The sequence below is a fragment of the Leisingera sp. ABD4_442 genome, assembly GCF_056160905.1.
The window spans coordinates 1-12,027 of the sequence record NZ_JBSWYB010000062.1 but is presented as its reverse complement, the minus strand read 5'-3'; the positions used below and the strand labels follow the sequence as shown (position 1 = coordinate 12,027).

The window sequence follows — 12,027 nt, the reverse complement described above, 5'->3', positions numbered from 1 at the left end:
TATTGGACCAACCTCAACAGCTTGCCACGAAGCAGGCTGTTGGGGGTGGGGCATCCACACCATCAGTGTCCGATTTTCGGGGAGTAGCTCATTTCATGCTCGAGCTACACGGTTTATCTTTTAGCCGGTTTGTGCAGTAAGACACAGCTTTCGTTACAACCTACTGGAACCCCTCAGTAAACGGCTTCGTAAAGAGCCAGACGAGCCTTCTCGTCCATTCCATCCACATGCGCAAGTTCAGCCCGTTTGTGGCTGAGGTACACAGGAACAAAATCCGGATCGAACCAGCCGCGTACGGTTGCATTCTCCTCCAGCCGTGCCAGTGCTTCGCCGAGGTTCTGCGGAAGCCGCAGAAAACCGCGTTGTGCCAGATCCGGTTCCGGCAAGAGCGACAGATCATCCTGTGTCACTTCCGGTTCCGCCAGGGCGTCCTCGATCCCTTGCGTGCCGGCATGGATCAGCGCGGCCATAGCTAGGTGGGGCGAGGCCGCCGCATCCAGGGCGCGGATCTCGAAGTTGTACTGTTTGCTGATGCCCTCAGCCGAGGTAGCCGAGACCGGACAAATCCGCACTGATGCTTCGCGGTCGCGGTAGCCGAGGTTGTTGAAGGCTGCGCTCCAGCGGTGCGGGGTGAGGCGCAAATAAGAGATGGCCGATGGCGCGGTGAAGGCCAGAATCGAGTCGAGGTATTTCAGGACGCCGGCGATGAACTGCGAAGTGAGCTGGCTCATGCCGTAAGGATTTTCTGCATCATGGGTTGCGGGCTGCCCGTCCAGATTGCGGAAGCTGAGGTGCAGGTGCACGCCGTTGCCGACACCTTCAGAATCGCGGATGGGGGTAAAGGTGGCCTCCTGGCCCAGCCGTCTGGCCGTCAGGCGGGTGATTTCCCGCAATTTCACTGCCCAGTCGGCTGCTGTCACGCCCGGGGCAGGGGCGTTGGTGATTTCGAATTGCGCGGCGCCGAATTCCTTGAGGAACGTGTCCGGCACGATGCCGCCCTGCTCAAGCGCGGCGGTCAGGGTTTCGCCCAGTGCCCGGTGTTTTGAAAACGCCTGCAGTTCAAAACCTTCACCGGGCTGCGCTGTGCCGGTTTTCAGTTGAAACTCATGCTCAAAGGCCGCGACGGCTTCAACTCCGGCTACCCGTTTCAGCCGTTCAAGCGCGGTCTTGAGGATCGAGCGGGTGCAGAACGCCCAAGGGCTGCTGTCCTCCAGGCTGACGATGTCGCCCAGCATGAAGTGCTCCACCGGGCCGCCGTCCTGAAAGTCCACCCGCGCTTCGCTGTCCTGATCGGGGATCAAGGCCAGATCGCCGAGCGAGCCGAACGGGCTGTCGGCGATCGTGTCAAAGCAGGTGATCTGCACATTGGCCGGAACCCAGCCCACGCCTTTTTCAAGGCGTTTTTCAAGATCTGCCGCGGGAAAAGCCTTGCCCCGGGCTTTGCCCGAAAGGTCGGACGTAACAGCAAGGATCAGCGGATTAGAGATCATCGTTTTCTCCAAAGTTCAGGCGCATGGCGTCCCAGGACTGAATGCGGTTGCGGGTTTGATCCCAGTTTTGGGTGGTGATGCGGGTGATGATCGCTTCGGCCAGGGCAAGCGCGGCGGCATAACTGTCCCAGACGGTGCCGTTTTCGATTGAAACGGGGAGGATCTCGGAGGCGTGCTGGGACACCGGAGACATCCATTTATCGGTCATCAGGATGATCTGGGCGTTCTTTTCCCGTGCGGCGAAATCAGCCAGGCGCTCCAGGGTTTTCTGGTAGCGGCGGAAGTCGATCAGAAAAACGGTGTCGCGGGCGTTGATGCGCAGCAGGTACTCGGGCCAGATCTCGGGATCGGCGGGAATGTGAAAGACGTTGGACCGGTACTGGCGGAGATGCCGGGTCAGATATTGCGCGATGGCGTCACTCATTCGGCCGCCGATCAGGTACAGGCTGCGTTTTTCGTTGGCCAGTTCATTGCAGACCCGTTCAAACTGCGCTTCGGACACAATTTGCGCGGTCTCCTGCAGCAGCAGTTCGGTGCGTTTCATGAAGCCGTTGAGGAAGTGCCCTTCGACGGATTGCTGGGTTGTGTGCAGGTCCAGCGGCGACTTCTGCCCTTCCTTCAGTTCGCTGATCAAAGCCTGTTGGAAATCCTGCAGCCCCTTGTAGCCCAGCTTGGCGACAAAGCGCGAAATCGAGGCGGCCGAGACATTGCTGCGTTCCGCCAGAACCTGGATCGGTGCCAGGCCGGCAAAGGGGTAATCCGCGAGAATCGCAGCGGAAAGTTTGCGTTCCGACGCTGTCAGATCCGCTGATTTTTCTTCGATGAGTTTGCGAATGGCCATGACCTGTCCTGCCTCCTCTTCCGCATAATGTGCAATGAAAAAAATCAATCATCAATTACAAAATTTGTTGACGATGAAAAAAATCAATCAATATGATGAGCTCAAATCAGATGGGAATCGCCATGTTCACTGCACCCTTGCGGCATCTTGTTTTTGCCCTGTCCGGCTTTGTTTTGCTGGCCGTGGCGGTTCTGCTGCTCTCGCATCTGGGCGGTCCCGCGGTGTCGCGCAGCCTGACGGTGCTGATGATTTCGCTGATTGCGGTTGCCGGGATCGGGCTCTACAGCGGCAACTGCGGCATCCTGAGCTTCGGGCATCTGTCGTTCATGGCCATCGGCGCTTATGCCTCGTCGCTGCTAACGCTTCCGGTACGGCTGAAGCAGGCCACGCTGCCCAATCTTCCGGAATGGCTGATCCATCTGGAGCTGGGCCTGGTGCCTGCTTTGATCTGCGCTGTTCTTCTGACCGGGGCCGTTGCTGTTGTGCTGGGGCTGGCTCTGGGACGGCTGGAGGGGTCTGCGGCAACAATTGCGACTTTGGGATTGCTGATCATTACGCATGGCGTGCTGATCGGCTGGCGCGACGTGACCCGAGGGGCGCAGACCTTTTTCGGCGTGCCGCGCGAGACCGGCATCTGGACGGCGGTCATCTGCTGTGTGCTAGTGCTTGCGGCAGCGCGCCTATACCGCGACTCGGTCCCAGGGCTGCGGCTGCGGGCCGGCCGCGACAATGCCATTGCCGCAACCGCCGTTGGCGTGAATATCCCGCGCGAGCGCCTGAAGGCCTGGGTGCTGAGCGCGATGGCGATGGCGGTGGCCGGTGCCCTGCTGGCCCATTTTCTCGGCGCATTCAGCCCCAAGAAGTTCTATTTCACCGATACGTTCTTTCTGCTCAGCATGCTGATTGTCGGCGGTATGAGCACGGTGACGGGCGCGCTGGCCGGTGCGGTTGTGATTACGCTGGTGACAGAGGTGCTGCGCCGCCTTGAATCCGGGGCCAGCATTGGCGGGATCGAGCTGCCGCAGTTCTTCGGCACCACACAGATCGGCATTGGCCTGATCATTCTGATTGCGATGTTCTACAAATCTGGCGGGCTCGCCGGGATCAAGGAATGGGAAGAGCGGCTGCCGCATCGCAAACGTCAGGCCGCGTCCCGGGAGGATAGCGAAGCGGCAGCTCCGGTTACGGTCCGTGCAGAAAGCCTGACCATGCGTTTTGGCGGGCTGGTGGCCGTCGACGGTGTCTCGCTTGAATTGCGGTCCGGGGAGATCACCGGGCTGATTGGTCCAAATGGCTCCGGCAAGACCACGGTGATGAACATGTTGTCCGGCGTTTTGCAGCCGAGTGCTGGTCAGGTCAGCACCGGCAACAGAACACTGACCGGGCTGCCGGCGCACCAGTATGCCAGCAACGGGATTGCCCGCACGTTTCAGAACATCCGCCTGTTTGGAGAGCTGAGCGTGTATCAGAACGTGCTGGTTGCTGCCTTGTCGACACATGGCGGTGCTTCGGCAGAAGCGCGGGCCGGTCAGGCGCTGGAGCGGATGGGGATCGCCAAATTTGCCGAAGCGGATGCCGGCACCCTGTCCTATGGCGATCAGCGTCGGGTTGAAATCGCCCGCGCCCTGGCTTGCCGCCCGTCGCTTCTGTTCCTGGACGAACCGGCTGCGGGCATGAACCGGGAAGAAACCGATGCGCTGATGGAAACCCTGCGGCAGCTGAGCCACGACCTGGGGCTGGGCATTCTGATCGTCGATCATGACCTGAAGCTGATCAATCAGCTTTGCAGCCGGATCCTTGTGCTGAACGAAGGCCGGATGATCGCTGGGGGCACCCCGGCCGAGGTCCGCAAATCACCGGCGGTGATCGACGCCTATCTGGGCCAAGCCGCGTACACCTGACAAAACTGGGAGGAAGACATGAAACATCTGCTTTTTTCAACGGCTGTTCTGGCCGGAATGGGTTCGGCAGCCCTGGCTGAAACGCTGACAATTGGCGTGGCGACCGCCCAGACCGGCGGGCTGGCCCCCTATGACGCGCCGGTCATTGACGGGCTGCGCATTGCGGTGGAGGAGATCAACGCAGCCGGAGGGATTGGCGGCAGTACCCGGATCGAGCTGATCGAGAAGGATGTCCGGTCCGACACTGCCCAGACCGCGATTGCGGTGCAGGAACTGGCCGATGCCGGCGTATCTGCGATCGTTCTGCCCTGTGACGCTGACCCGGGGCTGGCTGCGGCGGGGATTGTCGACTCTGCCAAGATCCCGGCGATTTCGACCTGCGCGTCCTCGCCCACCCTGCCGCTGATCGGCGGCGACTATGTCTTTGCCAATTTCCCGGGCGACAATGTGCAGGCTACCGTCTCAGCCTCCTGGGCTTATGAGCAGGGGCACCGCAACGCCTATATCCTGCACTCGCCTGACAGCCAGTACACATCCATGCCGCTTTACTTTGCCGACGTCATGGAGGCTTTGGGCGGTTTGGTCATAGGGCGTGATACCTATTCCATCGGCCAGCAGGACTTTTCGGCGATAGCCACCAGGATTGCGGCGATGGATCCCCAGCCCGACGTCATCATGACGTCAGCCTACGAGCCCGATTTCCCATCCTTCCTGAAGTCGCTGAGGGCCGCGAATGTGACGGCGCAGGTGATCGGCTCTGACGGGATCGACAGCCCGACAACCTTTGCCCTTGGCAAGGCCGCGGATGGCGTGGTGTTCACCACCGCCGGATACGCAGCGGAAGGCAGTGAGCTGGCAGCCTTTAATGATCTGTTCAAGGCCTCGACCGGCGCTGAGTCCGAAACCGTGTTCAATGCAATCGGATATGATCTGATCAAGGTGCTGGAAGCTGCGGTTATGGCCAATGACGGCAAGACCGATGCGCAGGGACTGCGGGATGCCATTGCCGGGCTGGAAAATGTCCGCGGCGCGACCAGCCTGATCACCTACAGAGGCACCGACGGCATGCCGGTGCGCGAGGTCACGCTGATCCGGGTCAAGGATGGTGCGCGCGAGCTGGTCGGGCAACCCTCGCCGGACGCGGGCCTGATCCCGGCGCCGAAGTTCCAGTAAGAGGATCAGCCGATGCCGCGCGCGCTTCTTACCGTCAGCAATCTGCAGGTGTCTTACGGTGCGGTTCAGGCCGTGCGCGGCGTCGGCCTGGAGGTGCATCAGGGCGAAATCGTCGCCTTGATGGGCGCCAATGGTGCAGGCAAGTCTTCGACCCTGAACGCATTGGCCGGGCTGGTGTCCAAGGCAGGCGGGCAGGTGGAATTCGATGGCACGGATATCACCGGAGCGCTGCCGGAAACCCTGGCGGTGCGGGGGATGACCCTGTCGCCCGAGGGGCGGCGTGTCTTTGGCGCGCTGACGGTGGAGGAAAACCTGCGCATGGGGGCATTCGCAATCTCTGATGCGCAGGCTGTCCGGGCCGCCTGGGACTGGGTTTACGAGCTGTTCCCGATCCTGGCAGAGCGGCGCAGGCAATACGCGGGGACGCTTTCCGGCGGGCAGCAGCAGATGCTGGCGATCGGCCGGGCGCTGATGAGCGGGCCGAAACTGCTGTTGCTGGATGAGCCGTCGCTGGGGCTGGCGCCGAAAATTGTCGAGCAGGTCTTCGAGCTGATCACCGCCCTGCGCGGCAAGGGGATCACGATCATGGTGGTTGAGCAGAACGCGGGAATGGCGCTGGAGATCGCGGACCGCGGATATGTCTTTGCCAGCGGCGAGGTCGAAGTGACGGGCACAGCGGCAGACCTGAGCAGCTCTGCAGCTGTGCAAGATGCCTATCTGGGAGGAAGCTGAAGTGGATCTGTTTCTGCAGCAGACCGTGAACGCAGTCGCGCTTGGCGGCACCTACGCCTTGCTGGCGCTGGGGCTGGCGGTGGTGTTTTCAATCATGGGGCTGATCAATTTCGCCCATGGCGAACTGATGACCATTGCCGGCTATGTGCTGATGTACTGCGGCTTGGCAGGGATGCCTTTTGCCATGTCGGTGGTGCTGGCGCTGGCCGCCGCAATGGCTGCCGCCATGCTGATGGAGCGGGTGGCCTTCCGCCCGGTGCGCAACGCCTCCGGCGCAACCATGCTGGTCACCAGCTTTGCGGTGGCGATGATCCTGCAGGTGCTGTTCCAGAACCTGATCTCGGCCCGCTCGCAGCCGGTGCTGCTGCCGGACTTTCTGTCGCAAAGCCTCAGCTTGAATGGCCTGGTGATCGGAGTGAACAAGCTGATCGCCATACTGGCAACCATCGTCATGCTGGTGTTTCTGGACCGGTTCATGGCCAAGCAGAAATACGGCATCGCCATGCGCGCCGCTGCTGAGGACTTTTCGGTCGCCCGGATGATGGGTATCCGCGCCAATAGCGTGATTGCGGCTGCCTTTGCGCTGTCCGGCCTGCTGGCGGGCGTTGCCGCCGTCCTTTGGGTGTCGCAGCGGGCCTCGGTCGATCCGTTGATGGGATTCACCCCTGTTCTCAAGGCCTTCATCGCGGCCATTCTGGGCGGGCTGGGCAGCTTGCGCGGAGCTGTAGCGGGCGGCTTTCTGCTGGGCTTCATCGAGATTTACCTGGCAGCCTTTCTGCCCGCAGAGTTGCAGGAGTTCCGCGAACCAATCGGGCTGAGCCTGGTTGTAACGGTTCTGCTGCTGCGGCCGAACGGCCTGCTGCCTGCCGCAACCCTCAAAGCCGAGAAGGTCTGAGCCAATGACAGCAGCGCAAACGACCAGGCTTCTTCAGGGCACGGACCCCGATCCGGTGGAGATCCTGCACCCCTACAGTTCAAGTCCTGTTTTGCTGATCTGCGAACACGCTGGGCAGCAGGTGCCGCAAGCGCTGGACCGGCTTGGGCTGACTGATGATCAGATGCAGCGCCATGTGGCCTGGGACATCGGTGCCGCCGCCGTTACCCGGAATCTGGCCAGACGGCTGGGCGCAACTGCCATCCTGCAGCGTTACAGCCGCCTGGTGATAGACTGCAACCGGCCGCCCGAGGCGCCGGATTCCTCGGCCGCCCTGGCCGACGGGCTGCACGTCCCAGGAAACGCCGGGCTCAACCCCGGCAGGCGCCAGCAGCGCGAAACGGAAATCTTCCACCCCTTCCACAACCGGATAGCAGCGCAGCTGGACCGGGGAACAATCCGGCTTGTTTTGTCGCTGCACAGTTTCACACCGGTGCTGCAGGGGAACGCCCGGCCCTGGGAGGCCAGCTTTCTTTTCCGGCGGGACACTGCGACTTCGGAACGGCTGGCAGATCTGCTGGCCAGCCGCTGCCCGCATCTGACCATCGGAATGAATGAGCCCTATCAGGTTGAGGATGCATCCGACTGGTTTATTCCCAAGCACGGCGAAGCACGCGGCCTGCCGCACAGCCTGATTGAGATCCGCAATGATGAAATCTCAACCGATGCCGGGCAGGCTCTTTGGGGCGGCCGCCTAGCGGACATGATTGAAACCTATCTGGAGGAGACCCGCAATGCAGCTCTCACGTGATGTTCCGGTCGACCCGGCCCATGCTGCGCTGTTGTTCATTGACGTGCAGAACTTTGCTGCCCATCGGGACGGCGCAGAATTCAAGGATCTGTCTGATGCGGAGTTTCAGGCAAAATACGGCTGGTTTTTTGAACAGATGCGCAGCCGCGTGATCCCTAGAATGCAGCAGCTGCAGAGCGGCTTCCGCAGCGCGGGGGCTGAAGTGATCTATACCACCATCGAAAGCCTGACCAAAGACGGGCGGGACCGGAGCCTTGATTACAAGATCACCGGGTTCAACGTGCCCAAAGGCTCCTGGGACGGCAAAGTGATCGACGAGCTGGCCCCTGGTGAGGACGAAATCGTCTTTCCAAAATCCTCGTCCTCGGTCTTTGTCTCAACCCATATCGACTACGTGCTGCGCAATCTGGGGGTCCGGCAGCTGGTGGTGTCCGGCATTATCACCGACCAATGCGTGGAAAGCGCGATCCGGGATGCTTGTGATCTGGGCTATCTGGTGACGCAGGTAACCGATGCCTGCATGACCTACAGCCAGGAGCGCCACGACAATTCGCTGCGCACGGTCAGCGGGTACTGCCGTCAGATTTCCACCGGACAGCTGCTGGCCGAGCTGGCGGCCGCGTGATGGAAGGGCCATCCGGATATCAGAAGGATGGCGCGGTCCTCTCGGCGCTTCAGAAACTGCGCTTTTTTCCGCAGATGGCCGTACGCGGAGCCGGCTGCCGGCTGCAGGACGACACAGGCCGTTGGCGGCTGGATTTTTCCGCCAGCTGGGGAGCCGCCAGCCTGGGGTATGCGCATCCGGAATGGACCAGCCGTGTCACCGAAGCGCTGAACCGTCAGGCGGGCGCCTCTGTTTTGTCCGGAGCCAATGCAGCGGCAACGCAGCTGGCAGAGCGGCTGCTGGAAATCACACCGGGCGCGGATGACCGCCGGATCTGGCTGGGGCATTCGGGCAGTGATGCCAATGAAACCGTTGCCCGCGCGGTGGCTGTGGCCACAGGGCGGCCCCGTATTCTGGCCTTTGAAGGCGCCTATCACGGCGGCACTGCTGGATCGATGGCTGTATCGGGCCATCCGGCGCAAGCCCACGCCGCACGCAGCGGCCATCTTACACTGCTGCCTTTTCCCGACCCTAAGCGACCCTTTGAGGGGGATGCCAGCGGCAAGGCGCTTTTACAGTATTTCGAAAACCTTCTGCGGGACGCTTGCCCGGGTGAAGACGTGGCCGCGCTCTTCATCGAACCGATCCTATCCGACGGCGGCCTCATCGTGCCGCCGCCCGGTTTTCTTTCGGGTTTGGCCGGGATTTGCAGCAGATATGGAATTCTGACGGTCTGTGACGAGGTCAAAGTCGGGCTGGGCCGCACCGGCCGCCTGCATTGCTTCGAACATGAGAATTTCATACCGGATATCGTGGTTTTTGGCAAGGGATTGGGAGGCGGGCTTCCGGTTTCGGCAATTGTTGGCCCTGCTGACATCCTGAACTTTGCACAGGCCTTTTCCATGCAAACCACGCATGGAAACCCGGTTTGCGCTACAGCGGCACTGGCGGTCTTGGATGCAATCGAAGCTGAGCATCTGGCCGCAAATGCGGAGCGGGCAGGGGGCCATCTGATAAACATTCTGCGGGGTGCGCTCCAATCTCGGCGACAGAACGTGCACCTGCGGGGGCGCGGCCTGGCTATCGGCCTCGAACTGACACAGGATGATGGTGTCACGCCAGATCCGGCGTTAGCGCGGCAGACAGTTTTCCGGGCATGGGAGCTTGGGCTTATCGCCTATTACGTCGGTACAAGATCCAATGTCATTGAACTGACCCCGCCGCTTGTGCTGTCTCGGGCGGAAGGCGAGGAAGGCGCAGAAATGCTGGTCCAAGCTCTTTGTGATGCCCAATCAGGCAAAGTCTCCGAAAGTGCTCTTAGCGATTTTCGGGGCTGGTAGCTCTTCGAGAGGGGCTTGGCATTAAGACACTTCTCTTAACTCAGAAACATCCTCACACAAATCAGATCAACACCCCTAGGTGTTTGACCCGTAAGGCTCCGGCGAAGACCGCGGTCCCTTTGGCTCTGTGATGTGATACCCGTTGTTTATGGAGATCGAAGAGGACAAGATTGACGACGCGGTTCTGGGATTGCTCTGGTTGACGCTGCATGATGAGCGTCGCGCCTGTGGGCCAGGACAACCATGTCCTTGCGCTGGCTGTTGTTAAGCGGCCGGCTGCGCCATGCCCGATAGCCGCGTGGGCTGATCTCCATAATCTCACAGAGCCGGTTCACCGAAATTTCGTCACGGTGTTCTTCAACGAAGGCGAACCTCATTTGCTTCTCTCCGCGAAGAACTGGGTGGCCTTTTTTAGAACATCCCTCTCCTCCCGGAGCATACGGTTCTCTTTCCGCAGCTCGGCGATCTCGCGTTCAAGATCGGATTGGATCGCAGATTTCTCTGGATTGCGACGGTCTTGCTGTATCCAGCGGTTCTTGGGCGCCTGGCGTTTCCTTGCCCGGCGAGGTCTGCGCGACTTTCGGTGCTCGGGCAGGTACCACCAGAGCTCTTGGTCCATGCCTTCTTTGGAATAGATATAGCGATAGACCGTTTCCTGGCAGACACGCAGCTTCGCGCCTTCATAGATCATGCGATTGCCGATCTGCTCGGGCGTCCAACCTTGTTTGATGCGTGCGATCACCGTCCTGCACAGGTCTGGATGCCGGATCAGCTTTCGCTGCACGGACCGGCGTTTGTCCGTCTGCAATTGAGCAGCATGACCGAAGTATCCCGCATACTTCTTCGGGAACGCATCATCAGCCCAAAAGTTACGTTTGATCTCGCGAAAGATCGTCGATTTGTGGCGCTTCAAGACACGCGCCATCTCTCTGACGGGCACTTTAGCGTGCCACCAGTTCTCAATCTTGCGCCGTTCCTGAACGGAAAGTTGCGAATACACAGCCCCCATGCGATGTTCTCCCATTAGATAACTCGTTGTTTTCTAATAGGAGTCGCACTTCAGGGTAGCGCGCTCCCATGTGGGCTCTAACCTGGTTGCGACATCTCCGGGTTCATCCAAGTTTCCTTAGCTCTTCGCCGAACACCTCTGCGGGCGTGCGGTATCCCAAGCACTTCCTGGGTGTTCCGTTGAGGCGCTGACAAATCAACCTCATATATTGATTTGTCAGCGTCAGAAGTTGCGCATCCCGTGGCAGATATCTACGCACACGTCTGTTCATGTTCTCCACTGATCCCTTCTGCCAGGGCGCCTGCGGGTCACAGAACCAGGCTTTTGTGCCCATGCCTTTGTTGAGCTCGCGCCATGAAGTGAACTCGAACCCGCGGTCGAAGGTGATGGAGCGGCGCGCCTCAGAGGGCAGGGGCGACATTTCATTGATCAGCCGGTTCATCAGCGGCCGAGACTTCCGGTCGTTGTTCCTTAGCAGAACGGTGTAGCGGGTCTTCCGCTCGATCAGCGTGGCGACATTCGCTGTGCCCTGAGCGCGCTCGAAGATCATCAAATCGCCCTCCCAGTTTCCGAATTGACTGCGGTCGTTGATTGCGTCAGGCCGATTGTGAATGCTGGTTTCTAAGGGAAAGACGTTGCCGCGTGGCTTGCGCGCGTATCGCGGTTTCCGCTTACGGCGCCGTTCTGGCAGATAACGCGCCAGTTCTTCGTTCTGACCTTCGCGAGAGTACACATAGGCGTAGATCGTCTCGTGGCAGACTGAGATGTCCGATCCTTCTTGGCGCATCCGGCCAGCAATCTGCTCAGGTGACCAGCCAGCCTCGAAACCTTCGATCACCGCGCCCAGCAGATGGGGCAGGCGGATAAGTTTGCGCCTGCGCCTCCTGCGATCCGCCGCTTTCTGCTGTGCCGCCACGCCATAGTAGCCATTCAGCTCGGGCAGCTCGTCGTCGTCAAAGCGGTTGCGCTTGATCTCGCGGTAAATCGACGAGCGGTGACGTTCCAGCTTTGCCGCGATCTGCGCGATTGTCGCTTTTGCGTTCAGCAGCCGCTCAATCTGGCGTCGCTCATGCAGGTCTATCTCTTTGTGTCCCATGCTCATCCTCCCGTTTTCCCAGTAGGTTACAGGAAATGTCGCAAGCTAGAATAGAATGTGCCCAGTGTGAACTCACGGCGAAGTGCAGTTTCTGATATCCTGTTTTATTCCAATCGGTTCTGAATTTCCATCAGGTTGGTTTCGAAGACCTCGGCT

Annotated in this window: 10 protein-coding genes and 1 pseudogene; 7 read left to right on the top strand and 4 right to left on the bottom strand. The window is 60.2% G+C overall.

Translation table 11 applies throughout. The features are described 5' to 3' along the window. Positions 1–173: 173 nt before the first annotated feature. Both ACXAHG_RS22850 and ACXAHG_RS22845 read right to left on the bottom strand, forming a co-directional pair. A complete protein-coding gene (locus tag ACXAHG_RS22850) occupies positions 174–1,490 on the bottom strand; it encodes a glutamine synthetase family protein (protein WP_475061034.1) in 1,317 nt (438 codons plus the stop codon). Further along, positions 1,480–2,331, bottom strand: a complete 852-nt coding sequence (locus ACXAHG_RS22845) for a MurR/RpiR family transcriptional regulator (RefSeq protein WP_475061032.1) — start codon at positions 2,329–2,331, stop codon at positions 1,480–1,482. Before ACXAHG_RS22845 ends, ACXAHG_RS22850 begins: the two co-directional genes overlap by 11 nt. Before the next feature lie 92 nt (positions 2,332–2,423). On the opposite strand from ACXAHG_RS22845, the gene ACXAHG_RS22840 reads away from it, so the two are divergent. The 7 genes from ACXAHG_RS22840 (at position 2,424) to ACXAHG_RS22810 (ending at position 9,766) form a co-directional block, all read left to right on the top strand. Continuing rightward, positions 2,424–4,232 carry a branched-chain amino acid ABC transporter ATP-binding protein/permease gene (locus ACXAHG_RS22840; protein WP_475061030.1) on the top strand — a complete coding sequence of 603 codons (1,809 nt, stop codon included), beginning with the start codon at positions 2,424–2,426 and terminating at the stop codon, positions 4,230–4,232. Between the two features lie 18 nt (positions 4,233–4,250). Beyond that, positions 4,251–5,405 carry an ABC transporter substrate-binding protein gene (locus ACXAHG_RS22835; protein WP_475061028.1) on the top strand — a complete coding sequence of 385 codons (1,155 nt, stop codon included), beginning with the start codon at positions 4,251–4,253 and terminating at the stop codon, positions 5,403–5,405. Positions 5,406–5,417: 12 nt separating this feature from the next. Beyond that, entirely contained in the window at positions 5,418–6,137 is a 720-nt protein-coding gene (locus ACXAHG_RS22830; RefSeq protein WP_475061025.1) for an ABC transporter ATP-binding protein, read from the top strand. Continuing rightward, positions 6,115–7,032 carry a branched-chain amino acid ABC transporter permease gene (locus tag ACXAHG_RS22825; protein ID WP_475061023.1) on the top strand — a complete coding sequence of 306 codons (918 nt, stop codon included), beginning with the start codon at positions 6,115–6,117 and terminating at the stop codon, positions 7,030–7,032. Before ACXAHG_RS22830 ends, ACXAHG_RS22825 begins: the two co-directional genes overlap by 23 nt. A gap of 4 nt (positions 7,033–7,036) precedes the next feature. Beyond that, positions 7,037–7,822, top strand: a complete 786-nt coding sequence (locus tag ACXAHG_RS22820) for an N-formylglutamate amidohydrolase (RefSeq protein WP_475061021.1) — start codon at positions 7,037–7,039, stop codon at positions 7,820–7,822. Beyond that, entirely contained in the window at positions 7,806–8,447 is a 642-nt protein-coding gene (locus ACXAHG_RS22815) for a cysteine hydrolase family protein (protein WP_475061018.1), read from the top strand. Before ACXAHG_RS22820 ends, ACXAHG_RS22815 begins: the two co-directional genes overlap by 17 nt. Before the next feature lie 74 nt (positions 8,448–8,521). Continuing rightward, a complete protein-coding gene (locus tag ACXAHG_RS22810; RefSeq protein WP_475061016.1) occupies positions 8,522–9,766 on the top strand; it encodes an aspartate aminotransferase family protein in 1,245 nt (414 codons plus the stop codon). A gap of 535 nt (positions 9,767–10,301) precedes the next feature. On the opposite strand, the pseudogene ACXAHG_RS22805 reads toward ACXAHG_RS22810, so the two are convergent. Then, positions 10,302–10,775: pseudogene (locus ACXAHG_RS22805) on the bottom strand (transposase); the annotation flags it as partial. A gap of 103 nt (positions 10,776–10,878) precedes the next feature. Beyond that, the gene (locus tag ACXAHG_RS22800; RefSeq protein WP_475061013.1) at positions 10,879–11,877 is read right to left on the bottom strand and encodes an IS30 family transposase; all 999 of its coding nucleotides are present in this window, start codon (positions 11,875–11,877) and stop codon (positions 10,879–10,881) included. Positions 11,878–12,027 lie beyond the last annotated feature (150 nt).

Excerpts from the sequence above, each read along its gene's own strand:
- ACXAHG_RS22845 (WP_475061032.1), bottom strand. The coding sequence starts at position 2,331 with ATGGCCATTCGCAAACTCATCGAAGAAAAATCAGCGGATCTGACAGCG.
- ACXAHG_RS22820 (WP_475061021.1), top strand. The coding sequence starts at position 7,037 with ATGACAGCAGCGCAAACGACCAGGCTTCTTCAGGGCACGGACCCCGAT.
- ACXAHG_RS22825 (WP_475061023.1), top strand. The coding sequence starts at position 6,115 with ATGCCTATCTGGGAGGAAGCTGAAGTGGATCTGTTTCTGCAGCAGACC.
- ACXAHG_RS22830 (WP_475061025.1), top strand. The coding sequence starts at position 5,418 with ATGCCGCGCGCGCTTCTTACCGTCAGCAATCTGCAGGTGTCTTACGGT.
- ACXAHG_RS22800 (WP_475061013.1), bottom strand. The coding sequence starts at position 11,877 with ATGAGCATGGGACACAAAGAGATAGACCTGCATGAGCGACGCCAGATT.
- ACXAHG_RS22850 (WP_475061034.1), bottom strand. The coding sequence starts at position 1,490 with ATGATCTCTAATCCGCTGATCCTTGCTGTTACGTCCGACCTTTCGGGC.
- ACXAHG_RS22840 (WP_475061030.1), top strand. The coding sequence starts at position 2,424 with ATGATGAGCTCAAATCAGATGGGAATCGCCATGTTCACTGCACCCTTG.
- ACXAHG_RS22810 (WP_475061016.1), top strand. The coding sequence starts at position 8,522 with ATGGCCGTACGCGGAGCCGGCTGCCGGCTGCAGGACGACACAGGCCGT.
- ACXAHG_RS22815 (WP_475061018.1), top strand. The coding sequence starts at position 7,806 with ATGCAGCTCTCACGTGATGTTCCGGTCGACCCGGCCCATGCTGCGCTG.
- ACXAHG_RS22835 (WP_475061028.1), top strand. The coding sequence starts at position 4,251 with ATGAAACATCTGCTTTTTTCAACGGCTGTTCTGGCCGGAATGGGTTCG.